Genomic DNA, 23,624 nt, shown 5'->3' with positions numbered 1-23,624 from the left:
AATAACCCACATGAGACGGCGCTCTCACCAGAACGCAGAGCCATGACACGTTGGTGTCAGCCGGAGTTGCTGAGCAACCGTAGCGCCGATGTCGGCAAAGCTGCTGCGCGCGCCGATCGGGCCGGCGCTGCGGCCGTTTGCGATCAGCACGGGAACGCTCTCTCGCGTATGGTCGGAGCCACTCCAGGTCGGATCACAGCCATGATCGGCGGTGATGATGAGGAGATCGTCGGTGCGCAGCGCGTTCAGCAACTCAGGCAATCGCGCATCGAAGGCTTCCAGCGCACGGGCATAGCCCGCGATATCCCGGCGATGACCGTAGAGCGTGTCGAAGTCGACGAAGTTGGCGAACAGCAGGCCGCCGTCCTCCAGCGTATCGAGACCCTCCAGCATGCGCGTGAACAGCACATCGTTGCTCTCGCCCTTGAGGTTATGGCCTGTGCCGCGATGGGCGAAGATGTCGGCGATCTTGCCGATCGTGACGACGTGGCGCTGCTCCGCAGAGGCGATGTCGAGGATCGTCGGCTCCGGCGGCGGGACGGCGTAGTCGCGACGATTGGCTGTTCGTCGGAAATCGGCCGAGGAGCCTCCGACGAAGGGGCGCGCGATCACGCGGCCGATGTTGAAGCGATCGACCAGCGGGCGCGCGAGGTCGCAGAGCTGATAGAGCCTGTCGAGCCCGAATGCCTCTTCATGGGCGGCGATCTGGAATACGGAGTCGGCGGATGTGTAGCAGATCGGCCGGCCGGTCTGCATATGCGTCTCCCCCAGCTCGGCAATGATCTCGGTGCCCGAGGCGTGGCAATCACCAAGTATGCCGGGCAGGCCAGCGGACGCGCACAGCTGCTCGATCAGGTCGGGCGGAAAGGTTGGGACGGTCCTCGGGAAATAGCCCCATTCGAAGGGAACAGGCACGCCGGCGATTTCCCAGTGTCCCGATGGTGTATCCTTGCCGCGCGACTGCTCGTGGGCGATGCCGAACGCCGCCCCGGCGCCGGCTCGCTGCGTGAGACCTGGTGGCTTGCGGCCGGTGGCGCGTTGGCAGGCGTCGCCAAGTCCGAGCGCAGCCAGATACGGAACTTGTAGCGGTCCCTGACGCTGACCGTTGTCGGCGCGGCCGGCGGCACAGGCCTCGGCAATGTGGCCAACCGTATCGGCCCCGTCGTCGCCATAGCTGGACGCATCAGGCGCGCCGCCGATGCCGACCGAATCCATCACCAGGATCAGGGCGCGCATGGCAGCGGCTCCGGCAGCGTCGGAGGCGGAGCTGTCACGCCGGTGGTTGCGCAATAACGCAAGATCATGCCGGCGCAGAAATCGGCAAATTCGTTGACATCGATCGGTGGGCTGGTGTGATGCGGAGCGACGCCGCGATGCTCGGGCGTGAAGCAGAACGTCACGGTGACGTCGAACTCCGCCAGCGCCTCCATCTGGCGATCGAACCAGTCGAGCGCGTTGGGGCGGAAGCTGTCGGCCCAGGACAGTCCGGTGCGAACGTGCCGGACGCCGAGCCGACGCAGCCAGCGCACGGCCTCGTCCAGGCGATGGTCCTCGAAGTGAAACCATTGGCACAGGCCCATGCCGTGGGAATGCTCCGGAAACACCTCGGCGGCCAGCTTCGGTGAGCCGTCCTCGCGCAACAGGCCCATATGGAAGTGCCGATAGTAGGACGAACCCTCCGCCTCCTTGTGCCGCGTCGTCGCCTCCCATGCCGTCGGCAGATCGTAGAGACTGTACCAATGAATGCGCGGCGAACGGCCGTTGAGCAGCTCCGCGGTGCGCTGCAATCCCCAGGCCTGCACCTCGTCGGCGCCGAACGAGGACACGCCGACCTCGGTGACCCAGACCGGCACCGAGACCAGCGCTTGGATTTCAGCCAGCTTGGCCGGCCATTCGTCGATCTTCCAGAGATTCCAATCCAGCGGGAAGCCGTGCACCGCGACGGCGTCGACGTGATCGAGCGCGCCGCGCGCCTTCATGTTGTTGATGAAGGCGGGATCGATCGGCGAGATGCCGCCGAGCACGCGCGGCAGCGTCGCATTTGCCGAGCGGATCGCCTTGCCAGCCGCGATCGCGGTCTCGGCGAAGCGCGCCCAGTCGGGATCGAGCTGCAGGTCCCAATGCGACTTGTTGTTCGGCTCGTTCCAGATCTTCGCCGCCTCGATCATCGCTCACCTCGTGCTGGATAGACCGGACCGTCCTGCTGCGGCCGCGGCACCTTGCGGCACAGATAGACCTCCTCCTCGGGATGGGCGAGGATCGCAAAGCCGGCGCTGCGCAGCATGGCTTCGACGCAGGCCCGGTTCGGCGCCCACCAATTGGTGGGATCATCGGCATATTTGTGCTCGATGAAATGCATCTTGGGATAGCCCGGACTGTCGAACGGACTGGTCGTCCAGAAATCGTAGTTGCGGGCGATCTCGTCGACCTCCGAGGAGCCGCGCTGCATCGACTGGAACAGCAGCTGATCGCCGACCACGTGCTCGCGGATGAGGTCGAGCGCGAGCAGCGGATGGCGCAGGTGGTAGAGCACGCCCATGAAGATCACGAGATCGAACGTCTCGCCGAGCTGGCCGACGTCGTAAGTCGAGAGCTTGCGAAACTCGATGTCCAGTCCGTTGACGCCGGCGGCAAAGCGCGCCTGTGCCAGATAGTCGTCATCGGTATCCAGGCCGAGCACGCGGGACGCGCCGCGGCGCTTCATCTCCATGGCGTAAAAGCCGGCATTGCAGCCGATGTCGAGCACCGACTTGCCGGTGAGATCATCCGGAATGATCTCGGCGAAGCGTTGCCACTTGACATTCGGATAGTCGCCGAGGAAGTGCGTCGGCGCGGTCGGCACGCCCTTGAGGTCGAGATTGTGAAACCACGGGCCGAGCGCATCCACCCGGCGGCGGATCTCGTCGCGCGAGAGCAAATCGCTCGTCATGCCCGGCCTCCGTTGAGCGTTGGAAGTACGCCGGTCCGAACGGCGGCGCGCACCGTCGGCCGCGGCTCGACGCTGTCCTGGGACGCTGCCAGCAGCGCAATCGCCGTGCGATAGCCGTTGATGGTGCCGACATCGACATAGGCCTCGCCGGCCATGATGCCGACGCCGGAACCGCCGGCGGCAAGATAGCTGTTCACCAGCGTGCCGAAATACTCATCGCTGCGGTTGCGGGCTTCCCACAGAGTGTTGAGATCGTGGAAACCGCGGGCCGACATGCGGAACGCGCCCCAGATCCAGTTCGACGAGGCATCGCGCTGTTTGACCTGGATCTCCTTGACCGCGTCGCCGTCGAGCACGACCGCATCGAAGAACTCGGGATGCTCGACCGGAAACAGCAGGAACGACAGATCGGCATCGGGCAGGCTCGCCAGTGCGCCCTTGGGAAACCACACGGTGTCCGGCAGCCCCACCACCACGTCCTCACGTTCGCCGATCACGGTGGAGGCGCGGAACACGGCGTCGCACAGGCCGGCGGCCTCCGGCTGCACGACGTAAGCGAGACGCGCGCTGCCATAGCGGTCGCCGAAATACTCGAGAATGTCCGACTTGCCCGGCGAGATGACGAAGCAGATCTTGTCGGCGCCGCCGAGGATCAGCCGTTCGACGAGATACTCCGAAACCGCGCAAGGCCGGTCCGTGCCATTGTCGCTGCGACTGCCGACCGGCAGCAGCTCCTTGGAAAACGCCAAGGGCTGAATGCGGCTGCCGCGGCCGGCGGCTGGGACGATGCCCCACATGTCAGGCCTCCTGAGTCGTGAATGCCGGTGCGCGCCGGACCGCCCGTTCGAACAGGCTGATCATCTCGGCTGCGCGCTGCTGTGAGCTGTGCTCGTCGAGCGTACGTTGCTGGGCGCGGGCCGCCATGCGCGCCAGCTCGCCATCGTCGCGCGCGAGCGCGGCAAGCGTGTCCTGCGCGCGAGCGGCCAAGATGATCTCGGCGTCAGGTGAGAAGAACTGCTCGATGCCGTCCCAGCTGTCGCTGAGCAGCGGGACGCCGCACGCGGCCGCCTCGAACAGCCGGCCCGACGGGCACCAGCCCATCTCGGCCATTGCGCGCCGTGTCACGTTGAGCGTCAGCCGCGAGGATGCGAAGAAAGCGGCGTGCTCGGCCGGCGGCAGATGGCGCACGAAGTAGATGTTGGACGACCAGGGGAAATCCTGCGGATACTGCGCGCCGCCGATCAGGAAGCGGAGGTCGCGGCGGGTACGGGCCGGGTCGACGAACAGCTCCTCGAGCGCCGCCTGACGATCGGCGGAGTACGTGCCGAGGTAGGACAGCGCTGCCCGGTAATGCGGCTCCGGCGCGACCGGTCGATGTACGTCGGGGTCGACATGGCCGTAGAGCGGCGCAATCTGGCGCGCGCCGAGGCGATTGCGATATTCCTCGACCAGCCGCGGCCCGCCGGTGAAGCTGAGCACGAGGTCGAAATCGGCAAGCCCGCGCGGACCGATGTAGGAGAGTGTTTCTCCGGCGCGCAGCCGGTCGAGCGTGACGGGCGTGTCGAGATCGTAAAACACCTTGAGCCCGCGTGCTCGATCGAGCATCAACGCTGTGGCCTCATGTCCATCAGGACAATAGGAGGTCAGCACAGCGGCATCTGCGGCGCGCAGCTCGGCGGCAGCGACCGGCGCGCAATCCTGCCACGACCGATAGAGCACCAGGCCGCCGCCGGTGAGCTCCGCCATGTCGCGATTCTCGGCGTAGTAGGGCACGTCACGCTCGAAGAACACCACGCTGTGGCCGGCGCGGATCAGGTTCTTGCACAGCCCACGCCATAGCGTGGCGTGACCGTTGCCCCAGGACGATGAGATGGTCAGGCCAAAAATCACGATCTTCACGCCGGCACCTTCTGATTGGCCTGGTCAAGCTTGATCCCAGTTGAATCCGCGATCAGCGTGCTGATGCTGGCCGGCGCCACCTCGACCGAATGAAAGTCGTCGAGCGCGATCCGCGCATAATGCATGATCGCAGCCCGGATCGGCTCCGCATGGCTGACGAGCACGATGCGTTCGCCGCTGCGGTTCCGGCAGAGGTGACTGATGTGAGATACGATCCGCTGCTGGACTGCCGCCATGCTCTCTCCGTTCGGCGGCGTGCTCGAGGCGCGCTTCTCGTTCCATTGCCGCCAGGCCGGATCGATTTCCAGCTCGGCAAAGCTGCGGCCGGTCCAGTCGCCGGCATCGAGCTCGTCCAGCGCCGGCGCAATCTCGACCGGAAGCCGATAGCGGCCGGCAAGGATGTCCGCCGTCTGCAGTGCGCGCAGCTGCGGGCCCGACTGGATCAACGAGGGAGGCTCGATCAGCGCGGCGCAGATCTCCACCTCGCGGCGGCCTTGATCATCGAGCTCGACGCCTTGCATGCGGCCGCAGAGGACGCGGCCGAGCAGAGGATGATGCCCGTGCCGGATCATGTGGATCGTGGTCGTCATCATCAGGCCTTCAGCCGGCGTCGTCGACAGGCACATCGTCGATGAAGGCCCGCGTTCTGCGCCTGGCTTCCTCGTCGGTGAACTGCTGGGGCGGCGATTTCATGAAGTAGCTGGACGGCCCGGTCAGCGCGCCGCCGATGCCGCGGTCCAGGGCCAGCTTGGCGCAGCGGACGGCGTCGATCACCACGCCCGCGGAGTTCGGCGAGTCCCACACCTCCAGCTTCAACTCGGCGCTCAGCGGCACGCCGCCGAAGGTCGTGCCTTCTAGCCGGATGTAAGCGAGCTTGCGATCGGTCAGCCACGGCACGTGGTCGCTCGGGCCGACATGGACGTTGTCGGCGTCGAGCGGCACGTCGAACTGGCTGGTCACGGCCTGCGTCTTCGAGATCTTCTTGGAGCTCAGCCGCTCGCGTTCCAGCATGTTCTTGAAGTCGGTGTTGCCACCCACGTTGAGCTGATAGGTGCGGTCGAGCCGGACGCCACGCTCGCGAAACAGATTGGCCAGCATGCGGTGAACGATGGTGGCGCCGACCTGGCTCTTGATATCGTCGCCGACGATGGGCAGGCCTGCCTGCTCGAAGCGCTCGCGCCACGGCGGATCGGACGCGATGAAGACCGGGATGCAGTTGACGAAGCCGCAGCCGGCCTCGATGGCGCGCGCGGCATAGTATTCCGTTGCCTTCTGCGCGCCGACCGGAAGATAGGAAACCACGATGTCGGTACGCGAGCGCTTCAGGACATCGGTGACGTCGGCTTCCGGCTCGTCTGCAACGGGAACATCATCCTCGAGATAGCGTCCGATGCCGTCCAGCACGGGGCCGCGCGCGACGATCACGCCGGTCTCGTCCACATCCGCAAAGCGGTAGGTGTTGTTGGGCCGAGCCCAGATCGCGTCGGCGACATCGCGGCCGACCTTGTCGGCATGTACATCGAACGCGGAGGCGATCTCCACGTCGCTGATGTGGTAGCCGCCGACTTCCGCATTCATCAGTCCGGGAACGGGCTCGTTGGATTTCGCATTACGGTAGTAGCTGAGGCCCTGGATGAAGGAGCTGGCGCAATTGCCGACCCCGACGACACCGACGCGGACGCGGCGTCTGTCTTGAAGACGGGAGTGCATCGAGTGTCGTCCTCCGGCGATGGCTTTGTCGCGTGACGCGAATGAAACCTAAGTACGTCGGCGAACGTGCCAAAGGTATGTTCGTTCCTGCCGAGACGGCCGGCCTGTACGCCGCGTCATTGTTTGCTACCGGAAAGCAGAAAAACATTGATCCAAGTTAGAGTCCGACAACGTCATGGAGGAACGATCTTCTTCAATGATGAAGAAGAAGCTCGGGCAGCCGAGCACTCTCCGTCCTACGAACGATTTTCATGCTCTCGCGTTTGATCGCAGCAGCGAGGCATGATCGGCCTCGCACGTCTTGTGAGGAGTCCGCCATGAGCGAGAGCGCAACCACCACCGATCACAACAAGATCCGCAAATGGGCCGAGGAGCGCGACGGCCGACCGTCCACGGTCGCGTCGACCGAAGAAAACGGTCACGCAGGCATCCTGCGCATCGACTTCGGCGCCAAGGAGAAGTCGTTGGACGAGATCGATTGGGACGAATTCTTCCGCAAGTTCGATGAGTCCGAATTGGCCTTCCTCTACCAGGACCGCACCAAGGACGGGAAGATCAGCCGGTTCCACAAATTCGTTCGCCGCGACTCGTGAGCGAAGCGGGGGGCTACAGCTCGGACGAGAACGATTGGGTCGCCGCCATGCGCGGGCAAGACTTCGCGCGCGCATGGGCGATCGCCGACCGCGATCTGTCGGAGCTCCGGGCCAGCGGCCCGCCCAAGCATGAGGGGCCGCGTCACCTGCAGAAGATCTGGCGCGGCGAGGACCTCGCCGACCGGGTTGTGCTGGTGCGCTGCTATCATGGGCTCGGCGACACGATTCAGTTTGCCCGTTTTCTGCCTGCACTGGCGCGCATCGCCCGAGAGGTCATCGTGTGGTGCCAGCCGCCGCTCTGCGGTCTGATCGCGCGAATCCCGGGCATAGCGCGTGTGCTTCCCCTGCATGACGGCGCGCCTGATGTCAGCTTCGACGTCGACATCGAGATCATGGAGCTTGCGCATGCGCTCCGAGCTGACCGCCACGACGTCAGCATGCGCGCAGCTTATCTCGCGCCGGCAGGCCCGCCGCTCGCGTTGCCGGCGCGAGATGCAGTCTCCGTCGGGCTGGTGTGGCGAGTCGGGAATTGGGATAAGCGGCGCGAGCTGCCGGCCAGCCTCGTTCGAACCCTGGTGATCCCCGGCGTGGCCGCGTTCTCATTGCAGCCCGAACTCCCGGCCGCCGAGGTGACTGACATCGGGGCTCGCGACGCAAGTTCACCCGATATCGAGGTGCTCGCGAACACGCTGCGTGCGCTCGATCTCGTCATCACCGTCGACACCATGGTGGCGCATCTGGCTGGCGCACTCGGGTGCGAGGCCTGGATCATGCTGCATGCGGATTGCGATTGGCGCTGGCCCGCCTGGGGATGCCGAACCTATTGGTATCCGCAGGCAAGGCTGTTTCACCAGCAGTCTCCTGGAGACTGGAGCGGGGTCGTCGCAGAGGTCGTGCAAGCGCTTCGTGGCCGCGTTGCTGCGATCAGCTCTGGGCAGACGATTCGAGCGGAGAGCCTGCGGACTGCTGCAGGAGAGCGTGCGGCTCCAGCGCCGGCGATTGGCGCAGCATCAGATAGTCCGGACGAAAGCCGGCCAGCCGCGTCAGTCCATCCCAATCCGTCACCGTGATCGTGCGCGAATGCCAGTGCAGCAGCGCGCGGCGGCGGAGATCCTGGATCGTCCGATTGGCGTGCACCGGCGAGATGCCGCAGATCGCCGCGAGATCCGATTGCGTGAACGGCGATGGGAAGCGCAGGTCGCGCCCGAGGCCGACCGCGCGCAGCCGCATGGTGACTTCGCAGATCAGATGCGCCACCCGGCTCAGCGAGTCGCGGCTGCCGAGATTGGTGAGCCACGTCCTGAGCGCTGCGGCGTCCGCCAGCATCAGCAGCGACAGCGCGTGCGCCAGCCGCGCGGAGTGTGCGCGAGCCTCGCGAAAGAAGGCGTGCGGCACGAATGCCGCCACGGCCGGGCTCAACGCGCAGAGCTGCGCGGTGACTTGCGGCACGATGGTGGTGAAGAGATCGGGCACGTCGCCGGGAACGTAGATCGCGGTGATCTGGCCGGCGCCGGCGTCGGCATCCTTCCAGCAGAGATAGCCCTGCAGCAGCAGGCAGCACGCCGAGGGCTCATCGCCCTTGCGCCAGACCTCCTCATGCGGGACGAAGCTTCGGATGGAGCTGGGCATTCGCGCCAGGAACTCGAGATCGTCGCTTGATAGCTCCAACAGGCTGGTCAGGCGGTCAGCCAGCTTCGTGAACGCAAAACCTGCCTGCATCCGGCATCGTCCTCATCAGCCGTCGGATCCCGGCGGCCCATTCCCACTCACAACCCAATTCAAGATCGGCAGGTCGAATCGTTCCTATTGTTCCGTGAGCCTGTGTTCCCCGCGCAGGAACATTCGCGGCCGCGATCGCGTTCAGGCTCGCGTCTGCTCAGGGAGTGAAGCGCGTTGACGCGGCGGTGGAAGCGGCTCTGGATCAGGTTGTCTGCAGCAGCTCTTGGCATCTGTGTGATCGGCGCCGCGGTGGCGTGGCTGATCACCGCGCCGAGGCCCGCCTTCTCGGCGGATGCGACCGGCCTCTATGATCAGGTGGGCGATCCCAAGCGCGGCGAGCAGGTGTTCCTCGCCGGCGATTGCTCGTCCTGTCACGCCTCGCCGGGCCAGTCGGACCGGCTGAAGCTTGGCGGCGGCATTGCGCTGGCCTCGCCCTATGGCACGTTCCGCGCGCCGAACATCTCCAGCGATCCTGTCGACGGGATCGGCGCCTGGACGGTCAAGGACCTCGGAAACGCGCTCCTGAGCGGCGTCTCGCCCGCTGGCAGCCATTACTATCCGGTGTTTCCCTATCCGAGCTTTGCGCATATGAGCGTCGGCGACGTGGCCGATCTCATGGCCTATCTGCGCACCTTGCCGGCGGTGCATGGGCGCGCGCCGCCGCATCAGCTCGATCCGCTGTTCCAGATCCGTCGCGTCGTCGGTTTCTGGAAGCTGCTGTATTTCAGGCCGGGCGAGATCAAGCCGGATCCGTCGCACGATGCGCAATGGAATCGCGGCCGCTATCTGGTCGAAGCGCTCGGGCACTGTGACGAATGCCACTCCTCGCGCGACCTGTTTGGCGGCGTCAAGGACAAGACGCGGTTTGCCGGTGGCGAGGACCCGGTCGGCACCGGCTTCTATCCCAACATCACGCCGGCGCGGATCGGGCACTGGTCGCAAAGCCAGATTGCCGAGTTGCTGAAGTCCGGCAACACGCCCGACCATGGCCGCGTCGGCTCGTCGATGGCTGACGTCGTCATCAACACTGCGCAACTGCCGCAGCAGGACCGCGATGCGATCGCGGCCTACATCAAGGCGTTGCCGGCGCGACCGACGCCGAAGCCGTGACCGCTCAGTGCGAATAGAGATAGGCCGCGACGTCGCGGGCTTCGGCCGCGGTGATCCCCGTGGCCGGCATTGCGGTGCGCGGCGAAAAGATTTGCGGCGAGACGATCCATTGCACCAGATTGTCGGCGGAGTTGTTGGCGACGCCGCCGATATAGACCCGCTGGCGCAACCCGGTGAGTGGTGGTCCGACCTGTCCGTCCGCGCCGGTGATGCCGGCAATGGTATGACATCCGGCGCAGCCGTAGCGCCGCATCAACTCGGGGGCATGAGCCGGATCTCCGCCGGTCATCGCGCGGGCGGCGCGTTCGCTCTGCTGGCGTGACGACCAGGCCATGGTGGTCGGGCCGGCAATGGCGACGAGCGCGATGACGACGACGGCGCTGATCAGCACCGGTCTAGACAGCATGGAGGACATCGGACGGCCTCGCTTTCTCGCTGGAGCTCTTGATCCAAAGCACGATGAGCACGAGCGCTGCGCCGGCATAGATCGTGCCGGCTGGCACCCACATGATCAGCCCGGCGAGCTGCTGGTCCTCGAGCGGCGTCAATCCCCATGCGGCCGAGCTGGCGGTCTGGGCGCTGTAGAGTACGCGCGGCGCCAGCGCCATCAGCGCGCCGAGCACGCTGGTGTGGAGCATCGTGATCACCACGTGCCACGCCGCGGCGCCCGCCTGGCTGCGCCACAGCACGGCCCACCAGAACAGCACGGCGGTGCCGAAGAAGCTCAGATGTTGCAGCCGATGCAGCGCGACCTGATCGACGGCGGCATCGAACAGGACTGGGACGTGCCAGACCCAGATCGCGACGCCGTGGAGCAGGGTGGCGTTGCCGCCGCGTACGAGCCAGGACCATGCGCTGCGCAGCATCGGCAGGTTCAACGTCCTGCCGCTCCAGCGTCTCACGCCGCGGGGCAAAGCCCAGAGCATCGTTCCGAGTGGGCGTGAGGCGACGATCAGCGGCGCAGAGATCGCCATCAGAATCTCATGCTCGATCATGTGAAAGGTGAACAGATGCTCGCCGAGCCAATGCAGCGGCGAGGTCAGCGTCGCCGCGAGTGTGAGCCAGCCGGTCCAGAACGCGCCGGCGCGAACCGAATTGAGACGATGGACGCGGCGAGCCAGCCTCACGCTGCCGGCCGCATAGAGGAGCCCGCTGGTGAGCAGAGGCGTGACGATCCAGGGATCGAACGTCCAGGACGCGACTTCGCCATCAGGCGCACCGCCATGCGCCCACGCTGCGCCGTCGGGCGCAAGCAGCAGCACCAGAGGGAGGATCAGCGCTCGCATCCGCTCAGCACCAGGGAGGCGATCGCCTGCAGCAGCAACGCGAAGGCGAACAGCAGCGCGGTCAGCGCGCTCAAGTGGGACGCGAACGGCAGCGTCCGGTCGGCCCGCGCCGATGGCTTGCCGTCGAGCCACCATGACAGGCCGGCGGCGGCGAGAACCATGACGAGCAGCGCTGCCGAAACGATGGCCGACGGGCGCATCGTGCTGATGCAATCGTTGGTCGGCAGCATCTCCCCGAGCTGGGTGTTGGCGGCCCACGCAAGCCCCCCGATCACGAGGCCGGCCCAGGCCGAAAGCTTTGCCGTGGTCGTCGGTGCGGTCATATCCGTGCCAGCCAATAGATGCAGCCATAGATCGGAAGCCACGCCGCCACGACAAAGTTCCAATACATCGCGTTGTCCTGGACATCGCCGTAGCGGCGCAGGTTGTCGCCATGCCGCGAGAACATCAGCGCGGTCAGCACCAGCGTGTCGATCAGGTCGGTGACGATGTGCGTGGTGTGCAGCCCGAGCAGCGTCCACACCACGGAGCCATAGGCATTGGTGTCCCATTTCACGTTGAGCGCCGCGAACTCGAACACGCGGATGATCAGCGGCACGATGCCGAGCGCGGACATCACGACCATGCCGATGCGCACCTTGCGCAGATCCTGGTGCTCGGCCCAGCGCGACAGCATGATGTTCGGAATGACGCTCGCGGCCAGCACCACTGTCATCAGCGTGCCCGCCAGCACGTCCGGTGGTTGCGCGTTCAACGGCCAGACCGGCGCGAGGCTCATCAGATAGAGATAGACCGCGATAACCAGCGCGAAGCCGGTGCCCTCGATCAGCATGAAGCCGAGCGTGCCCCACCAGGTCACGCTGGCCGGGCCGAGCCCGTGCAGCGGCAGCTTCGACAGATCGAGAACGACGCGCTCCTTCATGCCTCGTCCTCCGGCGTGCCCTTGGGCCAGAACCAGCCGATCAGCGTGATCGCGATCGGGATCGAGCCCCACACCACCGCCCAGGGCGAGAAGATCGACCAGATCAGCATGATGCTGGTGGCGATCGCCGTCAGTAGCGGCCAGATCGAATTCTGCGGCGAGGATTCGCGCGCCTGAGGGGCGGCCGTCGTGATCGCCGTCACCAGGACTTCGCGCCTATCGGTATGCAATCCATCGGCCACGTTCAATGCGCCCGGCTGTTCCCACAGCGGGTGGGCGCCGCTGACGACCGGCATGTGGGCGAAGTTGTAGGCCGGCGGCGGCGAGGATGTCGCCCATTCCAGGGTCGGCGCGTCCCAGGGATTGTCACCGGCGAGATTGCCCGAGCGGGCGCTCATCACGACGTCGATGAAGAAGACGAGAAAGCCCGCGGCGAGAACGACCGCGCTGGCGCTGGCGAACAGATTGAGCCCGTGCCAGGGCAGGTCGGGCTGATAGGTGTAGACCCGCCGCGGCATGCCCTCGAGGCCGAGAATGTGCATCGGAAAGAACGTGGCGTGGAAGCCGATGAAGATCAGCCCGAACGCCCAGCGGCCGAGCCGCTCGCTCATCATCCGGCCGGTGAACTTGGGGAACCAGTAATACACCGCGCCGAGCAGCGGAAACACGGCGCCGCCGATCAGCACGTAGTGGAAATGGGCGACGACGAAATAGGTGTCGTGCACCTGGGTGTCGAACGGCACCGAGGCGACCATCACGCCGGTGAGGCCGCCGATGACAAAGGTGACGATGAAGCCGATCACGAACAGCAGCGGCGTCTTGAACACCGGCCGGCCCTCCCACAGCGTTGCGATCCAGCAGAAGATCTGGACGCCGGAGGGAATGGCGATCGCCATGCTGGGGGCGGTGAAGAAGCTCTCGCCGAGCCGCGGCAGCCCGGTCGTGAACATGTGGTGCACCCACAGGCCAAAGGCGAGAATGCCGGTGCCGATCAGCGCCACGACCAGCGCGAGATAGCCGTACACCGGCCGGCGCGAGAACGTTGCGACCAGGGTCGAGACCATGCCGACCGCGGGAATGAAGATGATGTAGACCTCGGGATGACCGAAGAACCAGAACAGATGCTGCCACAGCAGCACGTCGCCGCCTTCGGCCGGGTTGAAGAAGTGCGTCCCGACGAGACGGTCGAGGATGAGGCTGGTGCTGGCGACCATGATCGCGGGCATCGCCATGATCACGACGAACGACGTCACCAGCATCGCCCACACGAACAGCGGAATGCGGTCGAGCGACATGCCGGGCGCGCGCTGCTTGAACACGGTGACGACGATCTCGACCGCGACCGCGAGGGCTGCGACCTCGGTGAAGGTGATCATCTGCGCCCAGATGTCGGCGCGCTTGCCCGGCGCATATTGCGGCCCGGACAGCGGCACGTAGGCGAACCAGCCGACGTCAGGTCCCATGTCCAGCGCGAACGAGATCCACAGCACGAGCCCGCCGGCCAGGAACATCCAGTAGGAAAACGCATTCAGCCGCGGAAAGGCGATGTTGCGCGTGCCGACCATCAGCGGCACCAGATACACGCCCATCGCCTCCATCACCGGCACCGCGAACAGGAACATCATGTTCGCGCCATGAATCGTGAAGATCTGGTTGTAGCGGTCGGGGCCGATCAGCCGCTGTTCAGGTCCTGCGAGCTGCAACCGCATCAGGATCGCCAGCACGCCGCCGAGCAGGAGAAACACGAAGGCGGTGGTGATGTAGCGGCGGCCGATGATCTTGTGGTCGACGGTGGACAGGGCGCCCCACAGGCCGCTTTCAGTCTTCCAGGTCTCCGCAAGCTGGCCGGTGAGCCTGGGACGTTCCAGCTCGGTATCCAGGATCTGAGCGTGGGCGATCGTGTCGGTCATTTCAGGCTCGCGAGATAGGCCGATACCGCGCGCAGCTCATCGGGCGATAGCGGCACCAGCGGCATGTTGTTGCCGGGCTTGAGCGTCTGCGGATCGCTGATCCAGGCGGCGAGCGCGCCGCGCGAGGTCGGCAGCAGGCCGGCGGCAATGAAGGCGCGGCTGCCGACATGCGTGAGGTCGGGGCCGCTCGTGCCGGTCGCCTGCGTGCCGCGGATGCTGTGGCAGCCGGCGCAAGGCTTGCGCATGAAGGTGTCGCGGCCGGCGGCGATCTCTTCGTCGTCGGTGGTGCTTGCGGCCGTGGCGCGCTGCGCCTCGGCCCATTTCGCGAACTCCTCGGGCGTATCGGCCGTCACCAGAAAGCCCATATGCGCGTGCTGCAGGCCGCAGAATTCCGCGCATTGGCCGCGATAGGTGCCCGGCCTGTCGGCGCGGATGGTGATCTCGTTGATGCGCCCGGGAATGAGGTCCTGCTTCCCTGCGAGGCTCGGCACCCAGAACGAATGGATCACGTCGTCGCCCTGCAGCAGCAGGCGCACATTGCGTCCGGTCGGAATGTGAATTTCGTTCGCGCTGACGAAGCCCCGGGCCGGATCGGGGCCGAGATATTCGACGCTCCACCACCACTGCAATCCGCCGATGCGGATGGTGAGGTCGTCCTGCCCGGCGACGCTGATGTTGCGCGTGGTGAAGAAGCTCGCGACCGTGAAGCCGGCAATGATCACGGCGGTCAGGCCGACGCAGATACTCACGATCCAGCCGATGCGTCGCTCGCGCGGCGCCCTCAGGTCCAGCGGCGCCCGCCACGCCTCGCGGCGCCGCCAGAGCGCATGGATCATCGCGATCATCACCAGCGCCCAGATCACCGAGCACACCGCCACGATCAGAACGATGAGGTGCTTGAGGCTGATCGCCGATGCGCCGCGCGCGTCCAGGGCCGATTGCCAATTGCTGCAGCCTCCGAGCAGCAGCAGCGGTACGCTCGACAGCGCTGTTCTGATCCGGCGCGTCACGGCTGAGGCCCCTGATCGGGATGAACAGGCGTCGGTCCCTCATTGAAGAGGATCGCCGCCGGGGCGCGGTTCTCCGCGGGCCGCGTCTGCTTGTCGTCATTGCGCGACGGCGCGGCGGTCTTGGCCGAATAGGCGCCGATGGTCTGGACATAGCCGGCGAGCTGCCAGATCTGCTCGCTCGTCATCTTGTCTCTGAACGCCGGCATGCCGTGCGGCCGGCCATCACGGATCGAGGCGAAGATCGAGACGGTTTCGGGTCCGTAGTACCACCAGCCGTCGAGGAACGACGGGCCGATGCCGCCCTGGCCGTCACCATGACAGCCCTTGCAGCCGAACCAGGTGTAGAGCCGCTTGCCCTGGCTCAGATTGTAGGCATTGGTCTCATAGGGCCGATCGAGCGCGAAGTAGATCTGCGGCGGCGCGCCGCCGATCTTGTTCGGCATCAGCGCGATGCCGTCCAGCGCAGCGGCCGTCGGTGGATCGAGCCTAAGCTGCCGTTCCTCGCGTTGACAGCCGCACAGCGTCACGATGCACACTAAGCTCACGACGATCCGCATGGTGAGATCCATCAAAACGGAACGTACAATCCTTCCAGCGCGCGTCGGTTCCTATCGGGTTCCCGCGTCCGTCGCGTTGACATTGTCGGCGAGCATGTTGCGGACCGCCGCGCGAACCGCATCGAAACCGTTGACTTTGTGCATGAGAGCGATCTCGCCCTGCTGCTCATGGCGGATGGCGTGCGCCATGATGCGCAGGCGCGTGTCGCCACGACCGCGCCATTCCGCATCGGCCATTCGCACCGCCCCCGCATGGTGCAGACTCATCAAGCGGATGAAGGTGGCGTCAAACTGGTCGGGCGCGGCGTTGCGCGCCTCGGCCTGCTGCGCGTCGGTGAGATAGCCGGGCATCTCGGCGAGCTCCTGGGTCGAGCAGGCCGGCATTGCCGTTGCAAACCAGTTCTGCCACCACGCGTCGAAGATGCGGTTCTCGCCCGCTTGGCTTGCGACCATCAGGCGAGCGAGTGCCTTGAGCTGAGGATCCCGCGCGCGCTCCGCGCCGAGCCGGGCCAGCGCGATGCCCTGCCGATGATGCGCCGTCATGTGGCGCATATAGTGCTGATCGCCGGCGCGATCCGTTCCCATCCACGGCAGCTGATGACCGAGCGTGCCAAGCGCCGCGACGCTGCCGAGCGCCGCGACGACGGCGACGCCACCGATGGCCCACGCTTTGGCGAAGGTGACAGCGCTGGTCTGCGGCGCCGTCGCGAACGGAAAGCGCAGCCAGACGAACAGCGGGTACATCACGGCCGAGGAGGCGTGCACCAGCAGGCCGATCCAGTAGGGCTGCTGCAGCGTGAAGATCGGCTGGAAGAACGGAAACAGAGGCACCAGCACGAACCATTCGGACGCCGAGGTGAACACCGCCCAGGGCAGCGCCAGCGCGAGGATTGTGAGCGGACGCAAATCCGCCGTCCAGCGACCGAACAGGCCGAAGAACACCAGCGCCCAGGAGAAGTCGGCCCATTGATGAAACGCGATCCCGGAGATGATCGCGCCCCAGGACGGCTCCGAGCCGATGATGCCGTCGCGCAGCGGGATCGCGGCGACCGTCATCCAGTCGACCGCGGCGTCGCGGCCGAACTGAGCTGCCGCAAGCTGGCTGACGATGGTCGAAAAGGTGCTGCTGACCAGCCCGAGCTTGGCGGCGGCGATCCAGTTGGAATGAGCGGGCGGCATGAGCTGAGGTCGCACCTTCTGTGAGATGAGGTCGCGCCTCCAAGCGGAGAGAGGTTCATTGGTTCCATTCACGCTGACGTCGCTCCCACGCAGGTGTGGATCGTCAGGAACGATCGGCACGCGCTGCGATTGGGCGACATCACCAGCTCACGCGCGCACCCAGGAGACTCTCAATGGCATCATCAGGCCAGTTCGCAATCGTCACCGGCGCATCGACCGGCATCGGCCTCGAGCTCGCGCGCTGTTGCGCCGATGAAGGCTTCGATCTCCTGATTGCAGCCGACGAGCCGGAGATCGAGCGGGCGGCCGCGTCCTTGCGCGCCGACGGCGCCAAGGTCGAGGCCGTGCAAGCCGACCTCTCGACCAGTGAAGGCGTCGAGAAGCTGTATGCCGCGGCCAAGGGCCGTCCTGTCGACGCGCTGCTGGCCAATGCCGGCCGTGGTCTGGGCCATGCCTTTCTCGATCAGGATCTTGCCGATATCCGCCGCCTCATCAACACCAACGTGATGGGAACGGTGGAGCTGATCCACAAGGTCGGCAACCAGATGCGCAGCCGCAATGCCGGGCGCATCCTCATCACCGGATCGATCGCCGGCTTTACGCCCGGCAGCTTCCAGGCTGTCTACAATGCCAGCAAATCCTTCCTCAACTCGTTCTCCTTCGCGTTGCGCGAGGAGCTGAAGGACACCAAGATCACCGTGACCTGCCTGATGCCGGGGGCCACCGAGACCGACTTCTTCCGCCGCGCCGACATGATGGACACCAAGGTCGGCACCGAGAAAAAGGACGATGCCGGCGACGTTGCGCGCCAGGGATTCCAGGCAATGATGGACGGCGAGAGCGACGTCGTCACAGGGATGAAGAACAAGCTCCAGACCACGATCGCCAATGTCATGCCGGCGGAGACGCTGGCCAAGCAGCACCGCAAGATGGCCGAGCCGGGGACTGCCAAGGACTAGCGCCAGGCTAGCGGCGCGACCGCCACCAGCGCTGCGCGGCCGGACAAGCCAGGCCTGCTGCCATCAGCAGCGGGCCGACGCCGATCGGCACGAAGGTGATGATCGCCAGCGCAATTGCCCAGACGAGCGACCAGCCCAGTGTAAACAGGGCCTGGCCGGTATAGAGCGCGTGCTGCGGCGTGAACTCATAGGCTCGTATCCAACGAGTTGCCGCCGCGGCTATCTCCAATGCCTGGGACATGCTCAACCTGCCGTGAAGCGTTGCAGGCTCGCAGTGCGGCGCGCCGCCCGGGAGGCGCGCGCCTCGGCCTCGTTGAGCCAGCCGAGAAAGACCAATGCCGCGGCGAGTACGTAGGCGCCGCCAGCGGGAATCCACATGATCAATCCCGCGAGCTCCTGGTCCTGCATCAGGCTGAGGCCCCATCTCATCACGCCATCGGCGTGGGCCGGATAGAGCGGCCGCGGCGCGAAGATCATCAGCGCGCCAGGCAGGCCGCTGAGCACCGCGGTCGCAATGATCAGTAGCAACGCCGGGCCATGCGCCAGACGGCGGCGATGGCTGGGCACCGGCAGCACCACCGACCAGAACAGCAGCGCACTGACGAAGAAGCTGAAATGCTCGAGAATGTGCATGGCCTCATTCTGCAGCGCCCATTGATAGGGTCCCGGGGCGTGCCAGAGCACGAAGCTGCCGTTGAACAGTACGAACACCAGAAGAGGATGCATCAAAGCATGGACGGTGGAACCGAGACCGACTTTGTGCCAGAGCCGCACGATGCGCTTGCGGGCCGGTGAAGGACAAGCGCGCAGGAAGATGCTGACGCAGTCGCTGGCGACCAGCAGCGGCGGGGCGGCCAGCATCAGCAGCAGATGCTGCACCATGTGGGCCGAGAACAGGTCTGCGCTCATCGTATCCAGCGGAGACTCCAGCGCGACCAGAAGGACCAGCATGCCTGCGGCGAACGCCAGCGTGCGTCGCGTCGAGACCAGCTCGGTCCTGTTCTCACGCATGGCGCGGCCGATGCCCAGCGCATACAGGCCTGTCGCAAGCGCCATCGGCACGGCCGTCGGGGCTTCCAGCCTCCAGCCATGGCCGAAAACGAGCTCGGCGATGCCCGGCGGCGGACCCGTGCCATGCGCAGCCACGGGGGCGGGCAGGGCCGCCAGCGCCAATGGCAATAGCCGGCGGATGAGGCTCAGCTGCATGATTTGAGGATCCAGAGACTTGCCGAGTCCGATGCGACGGTGATGAAGAACAACGCGCTCGTCAGCAATCCCCAGGCGGCGAGGAAGCGCGTGCGGCCTTCGCCGGCCTCGATCATGGCTGCGCGATGCTCGGCCATTTCCTGCCGGCTCGTCTGCCAGGCGCTGTAGGCGATGAAGGCCGATGCGGCTGAGAGTGCGAGGCTGACGACATCGATCGCGATCAGGCCGCCCCACAACAGGTCGGGCCGGACAGGTGATTTCGGCATGTCGATCGGATAGCAGGCGTGGCTGGCGAGCGCGTAGTTGGCGAGGAGATGCAGCGACCAGCCGATCGGCGGCGCGACCAGCGCGGCCAGCAGCCAGCCGATGCCGAAGCGATGGCGATGCGGCGCGGGATGCCCGTGATGGACGGCGGTTTCGACGTCAGCCATGGCGCAGGCCCAGATAAGGCGTGATGTAGAGACTGAAGAACACGGTCAACCAGACGGCATCGACGAAGTGCCAGTAGATCGCGCCGATCGAGATCGGCGCGTCGCGGCCAGGGCCGAAATAGCCGAGCATGGACCAGATCGTGAGCGGAAACAGCATCAGCAGGCCGAGCACGACATGGCCCATGTGGAAGCCGGTGATGACGAAGAACAGCGAGCCATAGGGCCCGGAATTGTAGGAGAAGGATTTGGCCTTCCATTCCAGCACCTGGATGGTGACGAAGATGACGCCGAGCAGAAAGCCGGTGCCGAGGCCCGCGGCCTGCTTCAGGCGCGAACCCTGACGGCCGCCGCGCTCGCCATACCAGACCGCCACGCTGCTGATCAGCAGGATCACGGTGTTCGGTCCGGCGAGCTTGAAGGTCGGCATTTCAGCCGGCCACATCTCGCCGTGCGGCTGGATCGCGAAGTAGAAATAGCCGAACAGCAGATAGGCGAACAGCGAGGCTTCCGTGACGATGCCGGCGATGATGCCCCACCAGCCGACGGTGCGCGGGGTGACGCTGCCGATCGGAAGCTCCGTGCGCGGGACGGCGACGATGGTCATCTCACAGCCTCCGCTCGGCAAGTTGTGCGCGCGGCCACAGCCATATCAGCTGGAACAGGAGACCGATCAGCAAGGAGGCGATCACCAGCCACCACAGCTTCACGATCAACCCCGCGAACATCAGGGTGAGCGCCAACGCCAGCAGCAGCGGCATCAGCGAATCCTCGGGCATGCGCAGGATCGCCTCGGGCTGGCCGTCGAGCGTCGAGGTCGCCAGCGCCTCCTTGCCGTGGTCGAGCGGCAGGCCCTTGCCGAGGTCGGAGTGGAAGGGCGCCTCGTCGAGCCGGGTCTCCCACAGCGGCTCGCGGGTCGCGAGCGTCGGCAGGACCACGTAATTGTAGGGCGGCGGCGGGGAGGGCGTGGTCCATTCCAACGTGGCGGCGTCCCATGGATTGGGGCCGGCCTCCACGCCGTGGCGCAGGCTGAGCACGATGTTGATCAGGAACAGCAGGAAGCCGAAGGCGAACACGTAGGAGCCTATGGTCGTGATCAGGTTCAGCCAGTCCAGCCCCATGCCTTCGGGGAAGGTGTAGATCCGGCGGGGCATGCCGAGCAGGCCGGAGATGTGCATCGGAAAGAAGCCGACGTTGAAGCCGACGAACATCAACCAGAAATTCCAGCGCCCGAGCCGCTCGTCGAGCAGCTTGCCTGTGACCTTGGGAAACCAGAAATAGCTCGCGCCCATCACGGCAAACAGGTTCCAGCCGATCAGAACATAGTGGATGTGCGCGACGACGAAATAGGTGTCGGTCAGCTGCCAGTCGACCGGCACCGAACCGGTCATGAAGCCGGAGACGCCGCCGATCACGAACACGACGATGAACCCGGCGAAGAAATGAAAGGCGGTGTTGAGGACCGGCTGTCCGGTCCAGATCGTGGCGAGCCAGGCGAACGCCGACACGGCGCTCGGGATCACGATGATGATCGACACCGCGCTGAAGAAGCCGAGCGCGAGGCCCGGCAGGCCAGTCGCGAACATGTGGTGCAGCCAGACGCCGAAGCCGAGCACCATGGTGAGCACGGTGGCGAGTGCCACGGCGGTGTAGCCGACGAGCGGCCGGCGGCACAGCACCGGAAGCGCGTCCGAGACCAGGCTGATCGCCGGCAGCACGATCACGTACACCCAGGGATGGCCCCACATCCAGAACAGATGCTGCCAGAGCAGCGGTTGCCCGGTCGGCTGCTGGTAGAAATGCGTGCCGAACTGGCGGTCCATGTACAACAGGAAGAACGCGAGCGTGACGCTCGGCATCGCAAACAGATTGCCGACCGAGATCGTCAGCGTGCCCCAGCTCAGGATCGGCATCCGGTTGATCGACATGCCGGGTGCGCGCATGTGCAGAATGGTGACGACGAAGTTCAGCGAGCCCAAGGTGGTGGAGATGCCGAGCAGGATGTTGGACAGCGCGTAGAAGTCGATGTTGAGCCCGGGATTGAACGCCTTCGACGCATAGGGCACGTAGTTGAACCAGCCGGCGTTCGGCGCCGCGCCGAGCGCGAAGCCGACATAGAGGTAGATGCCCGACAGCACGAACAGCCAGTAGGTGAAGGCATTCAGCCGCGGCATCGCCATGTCGCGGGTGCCGATGACGAGCGGCTGCAGATAGACGCTGAAGCCGGTCAGGATCGGGAAGGCGTACCACAGGATCATGGTGGCGCCGTGCATCGTGAACAGCTCGTTGTACTGCTCGGGCGTCAGCACGGTGAGGTTCGGTTGGGACAGCTGGATGCGGAAGATCAGTGCCTCGATGCCGCCGACGATCAGGAAGATGAAGGCGGTCACGATATAGCGCAGCCCGATCTCCTTGTGATCGACCGAGGCCAGCCAGCCGATCACGCCGGGCTTTGTCTCCCACAGATGGCGCAGCTTCTCGGCCAGCGGCGAGGCATAGTCGCGCACCGCAAGCCGGGGGACGCGATCATATTCCGCGGCGGTCATCGGCGGCTCCCTATTTCAGCGTCTCGACATAGTGCCGGATCAAGGTGAGCTGCTCGCCCGACAGCGCCAGCCGCGGCATCCGATTGCCCGGCTTGATGTGCTGCGGATCGGCGATCCAGGCAGCGAGATTGCCGGTGGTGTTGGGCAGCGTGTCGGCGGCGATGGTACGCCGGCTCATGACATGGGTGAGGTCGGGCCCAAGGATGCCGCCGGCCCGGCTGCCGCGCACGGTGTGACAGATGCCGCAGCGGGTCGTGAACAGCCCTTCGCCGGACTGCGGCTCCGTCGCGTCGGTCGCATGCGCCGGCTGCAGCTGCTGTTGACGCCATTGCGCGTAGGCGTCGGGAGGTGAGGCGATCACCTCGAACGCCATGTGTGCGTGCTGCTGGCCGCAATATTCGCCGCATTGGCCGCGATAGACGCCTTCGCGGTCGGCCTGCAGCCAGGTCTGGTTCTCCTGGCCGGGGATGACGTCGGTCTTGCCCGCGAGCTTCGGCACCCAGAACGAATGGATCACGTCGGGCCCGCGCAGCTTGACCTCGACGATCTGTCCCACTGGAATGTGGATCTCGTTCGCGGTGGTGAATTCCTCCGACGGCTTGTCGGAGAGGTAGCGCACCTCCCACCACCATTGATGCGCCGTGATCTGCAGCCGCACGGCGGCGGGGCCCGGTTGCGGCCCCGTATGCGCCAGCGTGGCGAACGTCCAGACGGTGGTGAACACGAGCACGACAGTGGTGATGCCGACGCCGATCGTGATCCACGATGCGCCACCGTGCGGCCGCGCCACGGCCGCCTGGCCTGGCAGATCCGGCGCCGGCAGGCTCCGGCGGCGGAAGATGCCGCCGAGCAGCAGCGCGCTGACGATCACGATCACGAGGATCGACACGGCGGTCGAGAACCACAGCAGATGGGAGATCGATTGCGCGCGCGAGCCGTGCGTCCACCAGTAATCCAGCGGCGTCTCGGCCCGCGCGGCTGCGGGCGCAAGGACGGCGCCTGCGATCATGGCGCACGCGACAGCGCCTGCGACGCGGCCGGGCGAGGCTGCGCCGACCCGGCGCCTATCGTCCGACGACATCATCAAGGCTTCTGGCCCTGCTTGAACGTCGTCGTCGTTGCCCACGGATCGGCCGTCAGGCCCTTTTCGACCGGGACCTGCTCGATGGCCGGCGACAGCGGCGCGGCCGAGAAGGTGCGGCCCCATTCGGTCGTCGGCTCACTGCTGATCTTGCCGATGTAGCTGACGAGGTCCCAGATCATGGAGTCGGGCAGCATCGCGCCCCAGGCCGGCATGCCGTTGGGCCGGCCCTGATAGATCGAGAGATAAATGTTCGCCGGGCTCGATCCGTAGATGAAGACGTTGTTGCTCAGCGCCGGTCCCATCCCGCCACCGCCGTTGGGCGCGTGGCAGCCGACGCAGTTCATGCTGATGAAGGCGTTCATGCCGCGCTCGGCCGATTGCGGATCTCCGGCGGCGGGATTCTTGAGCTCAGGTGGTGAAGATAAGCCGCCGGGGACGAGATGGCTCACGGGCGTCTGCATCAGCGTCGTCGCCCGGCCGCCGGCGATGTCGGCACCGACCCCGGGGGCGGGCGCATCGGTCGGCGGGGCGGCGGCCGCCGGCGAGCCGAGCACAACAGCTCCAGCGGTCATCAGGA

26 protein-coding genes are annotated in these 23,624 nt (G+C 65.8%); 3 read left to right on the top strand and 23 right to left on the bottom strand.

The window, feature by feature from the left end; genetic code table 11:
* Positions 1-24: 24 nt before the first annotated feature.
* From BRAO375_RS19845 to BRAO375_RS19815, 7 genes are read right to left on the bottom strand one after another with little or no spacing between them, the layout of a single operon-like run.
* Entirely contained in the window at positions 25-1,236 is a 1,212-nt protein-coding gene (locus BRAO375_RS19845) for a phosphopentomutase (protein ID WP_009029231.1), read from the bottom strand.
* Positions 1,224-2,168 carry a glycoside hydrolase 5 family protein gene (locus tag BRAO375_RS19840; protein ID WP_009029230.1) on the bottom strand — a complete coding sequence of 315 codons (945 nt, stop codon included), beginning with the start codon at positions 2,166-2,168 and terminating at the stop codon, positions 1,224-1,226. Before BRAO375_RS19840 ends, BRAO375_RS19845 begins: the two co-directional genes overlap by 13 nt.
* Positions 2,165-2,929, bottom strand: a complete 765-nt coding sequence (locus BRAO375_RS19835; RefSeq protein ID WP_009029229.1) for a TIGR04290 family methyltransferase — start codon at positions 2,927-2,929, stop codon at positions 2,165-2,167. The genes BRAO375_RS19840 and BRAO375_RS19835 overlap by 4 nt, the downstream gene beginning before the upstream one ends.
* Entirely contained in the window at positions 2,926-3,726 is an 801-nt protein-coding gene (locus BRAO375_RS19830; RefSeq protein ID WP_009029228.1) for a nucleotidyltransferase family protein, read from the bottom strand. Before BRAO375_RS19830 ends, BRAO375_RS19835 begins: the two co-directional genes overlap by 4 nt.
* 1 nt (position 3,727) lies before the next feature.
* The gene (locus tag BRAO375_RS19825; protein ID WP_009029227.1) at positions 3,728-4,828 is read right to left on the bottom strand and encodes a CgeB family protein; all 1,101 of its coding nucleotides are present in this window, start codon (positions 4,826-4,828) and stop codon (positions 3,728-3,730) included.
* Complete coding sequence (locus tag BRAO375_RS19820; protein WP_502688932.1) at positions 4,825-5,400, bottom strand: histidine phosphatase family protein; 576 nt, start codon at positions 5,398-5,400, stop codon at positions 4,825-4,827. Before BRAO375_RS19820 ends, BRAO375_RS19825 begins: the two co-directional genes overlap by 4 nt.
* Before the next feature lie 28 nt (positions 5,401-5,428).
* Positions 5,429-6,538: an inositol-3-phosphate synthase gene (locus BRAO375_RS19815; protein WP_009029225.1), complete on the bottom strand. Its 1,110-nt coding sequence runs from the start codon at positions 6,536-6,538 to the stop codon at positions 5,429-5,431.
* Between the two features lie 317 nt (positions 6,539-6,855).
* Here BRAO375_RS19815 and BRAO375_RS19810 point away from each other — a divergent pair, with 317 nt between their 5' ends.
* Entirely contained in the window at positions 6,856-7,131 is a 276-nt protein-coding gene (locus BRAO375_RS19810; protein ID WP_009029223.1) for a hypothetical protein, read from the top strand.
* Between the two features lie 924 nt (positions 7,132-8,055).
* On the opposite strand, the gene BRAO375_RS38960 is transcribed toward BRAO375_RS19810, so the two are convergent.
* Positions 8,056-8,850: a Crp/Fnr family transcriptional regulator gene (locus tag BRAO375_RS38960; protein ID WP_009029221.1), complete on the bottom strand. Its 795-nt coding sequence runs from the start codon at positions 8,848-8,850 to the stop codon at positions 8,056-8,058.
* A gap of 174 nt (positions 8,851-9,024) precedes the next feature.
* Here BRAO375_RS38960 and BRAO375_RS19800 point away from each other — a divergent pair, with 174 nt between their 5' ends.
* Positions 9,025-9,960, top strand: coding sequence for a c-type cytochrome (locus tag BRAO375_RS19800; RefSeq protein ID WP_052536108.1), 936 nt, complete (start codon positions 9,025-9,027; stop codon positions 9,958-9,960).
* 4 nt (positions 9,961-9,964) lie between these two features.
* On the opposite strand, the gene BRAO375_RS19795 is transcribed toward BRAO375_RS19800, so the two are convergent.
* From BRAO375_RS19795 to BRAO375_RS19760, 8 genes are read right to left on the bottom strand one after another with little or no spacing between them, the layout of a single operon-like run.
* Complete coding sequence (locus BRAO375_RS19795) at positions 9,965-10,375, bottom strand: c-type cytochrome (protein ID WP_035641367.1); 411 nt, start codon at positions 10,373-10,375, stop codon at positions 9,965-9,967.
* Positions 10,356-11,246 (bottom strand): cytochrome c oxidase assembly protein, encoded by an 891-nt coding sequence (locus tag BRAO375_RS19790; protein WP_009029217.1) that lies wholly within the window; start codon positions 11,244-11,246, stop codon positions 10,356-10,358. The genes BRAO375_RS19795 and BRAO375_RS19790 overlap by 20 nt, the downstream gene beginning before the upstream one ends.
* Positions 11,234-11,569 (bottom strand): hypothetical protein, encoded by a 336-nt coding sequence (locus BRAO375_RS19785; RefSeq protein WP_009029216.1) that lies wholly within the window; start codon positions 11,567-11,569, stop codon positions 11,234-11,236. Before BRAO375_RS19785 ends, BRAO375_RS19790 begins: the two co-directional genes overlap by 13 nt.
* Positions 11,566-12,168 carry a cytochrome c oxidase subunit 3 gene (locus tag BRAO375_RS19780; RefSeq protein ID WP_009029215.1) on the bottom strand — a complete coding sequence of 201 codons (603 nt, stop codon included), beginning with the start codon at positions 12,166-12,168 and terminating at the stop codon, positions 11,566-11,568. The genes BRAO375_RS19785 and BRAO375_RS19780 overlap by 4 nt, the downstream gene beginning before the upstream one ends.
* Positions 12,165-14,078, bottom strand: coding sequence for a cytochrome c oxidase subunit I (gene ctaD, locus BRAO375_RS19775; protein WP_009029214.1), 1,914 nt, complete (start codon positions 14,076-14,078; stop codon positions 12,165-12,167). Before ctaD ends, BRAO375_RS19780 begins: the two co-directional genes overlap by 4 nt.
* The gene (gene coxB, locus BRAO375_RS19770) at positions 14,075-15,088 is read right to left on the bottom strand and encodes a cytochrome c oxidase subunit II (RefSeq protein ID WP_009029213.1); all 1,014 of its coding nucleotides are present in this window, start codon (positions 15,086-15,088) and stop codon (positions 14,075-14,077) included. Before coxB (BRAO375_RS19770) ends, ctaD begins: the two co-directional genes overlap by 4 nt.
* On the bottom strand, positions 15,085-15,645 hold the full coding sequence (locus BRAO375_RS19765; RefSeq protein ID WP_009029212.1) for a c-type cytochrome: 561 nt from the start codon (positions 15,643-15,645) through the stop codon (positions 15,085-15,087). The genes coxB (BRAO375_RS19770) and BRAO375_RS19765 overlap by 4 nt, the downstream gene beginning before the upstream one ends.
* 51 nt (positions 15,646-15,696) lie before the next feature.
* Positions 15,697-16,824, bottom strand: a complete 1,128-nt coding sequence (locus tag BRAO375_RS19760; RefSeq protein WP_009029211.1) for a DUF305 domain-containing protein — start codon at positions 16,822-16,824, stop codon at positions 15,697-15,699.
* Between the two features lie 173 nt (positions 16,825-16,997).
* Between BRAO375_RS19760 and BRAO375_RS19755 the strand changes: the two genes are divergently transcribed.
* Positions 16,998-17,783, top strand: coding sequence for an SDR family NAD(P)-dependent oxidoreductase (locus BRAO375_RS19755; RefSeq protein ID WP_009029210.1), 786 nt, complete (start codon positions 16,998-17,000; stop codon positions 17,781-17,783).
* 7 nt (positions 17,784-17,790) lie between these two features.
* Here the strand turns inward: BRAO375_RS19755 and BRAO375_RS19750 are convergent, their stop codons facing one another.
* Genes BRAO375_RS19750 through BRAO375_RS19720 form a run of 7 tightly spaced genes read right to left on the bottom strand, consistent with a single transcriptional unit; the run spans position 17,791 to position 23,619 of the window.
* The gene (locus BRAO375_RS19750) at positions 17,791-18,024 is read right to left on the bottom strand and encodes a hypothetical protein (RefSeq protein WP_035641365.1); all 234 of its coding nucleotides are present in this window, start codon (positions 18,022-18,024) and stop codon (positions 17,791-17,793) included.
* Between the two features lie 2 nt (positions 18,025-18,026).
* Entirely contained in the window at positions 18,027-18,989 is a 963-nt protein-coding gene (locus BRAO375_RS19745; protein WP_009029208.1) for a cytochrome c oxidase assembly protein, read from the bottom strand.
* On the bottom strand, positions 18,980-19,420 hold the full coding sequence (locus BRAO375_RS19740) for a hypothetical protein (protein WP_009029207.1): 441 nt from the start codon (positions 19,418-19,420) through the stop codon (positions 18,980-18,982). Before BRAO375_RS19740 ends, BRAO375_RS19745 begins: the two co-directional genes overlap by 10 nt.
* The gene (locus BRAO375_RS19735; RefSeq protein ID WP_009029206.1) at positions 19,413-20,024 is read right to left on the bottom strand and encodes a cytochrome c oxidase subunit 3; all 612 of its coding nucleotides are present in this window, start codon (positions 20,022-20,024) and stop codon (positions 19,413-19,415) included. Before BRAO375_RS19735 ends, BRAO375_RS19740 begins: the two co-directional genes overlap by 8 nt.
* A 1-nt stretch (position 20,025) precedes the next feature.
* On the bottom strand, positions 20,026-21,963 hold the full coding sequence (locus BRAO375_RS19730; RefSeq protein WP_009029205.1) for a cytochrome c oxidase subunit I: 1,938 nt from the start codon (positions 21,961-21,963) through the stop codon (positions 20,026-20,028).
* 10 nt (positions 21,964-21,973) lie between these two features.
* Positions 21,974-23,050 carry a cytochrome c oxidase subunit II gene (gene coxB / locus BRAO375_RS19725; RefSeq protein ID WP_009029204.1) on the bottom strand — a complete coding sequence of 359 codons (1,077 nt, stop codon included), beginning with the start codon at positions 23,048-23,050 and terminating at the stop codon, positions 21,974-21,976.
* Positions 23,047-23,619, bottom strand: a complete 573-nt coding sequence (locus BRAO375_RS19720) for a c-type cytochrome (protein ID WP_052536109.1) — start codon at positions 23,617-23,619, stop codon at positions 23,047-23,049. The genes coxB (BRAO375_RS19725) and BRAO375_RS19720 overlap by 4 nt, the downstream gene beginning before the upstream one ends.
* Positions 23,620-23,624 lie beyond the last annotated feature (5 nt).

The organism is Bradyrhizobium sp. ORS 375 (assembly GCF_000239775.1).
Classification (GTDB): domain Bacteria; phylum Pseudomonadota; class Alphaproteobacteria; order Rhizobiales; family Xanthobacteraceae; genus Bradyrhizobium.
This window is presented reverse-complemented; position numbering and strand designations above follow the sequence as displayed.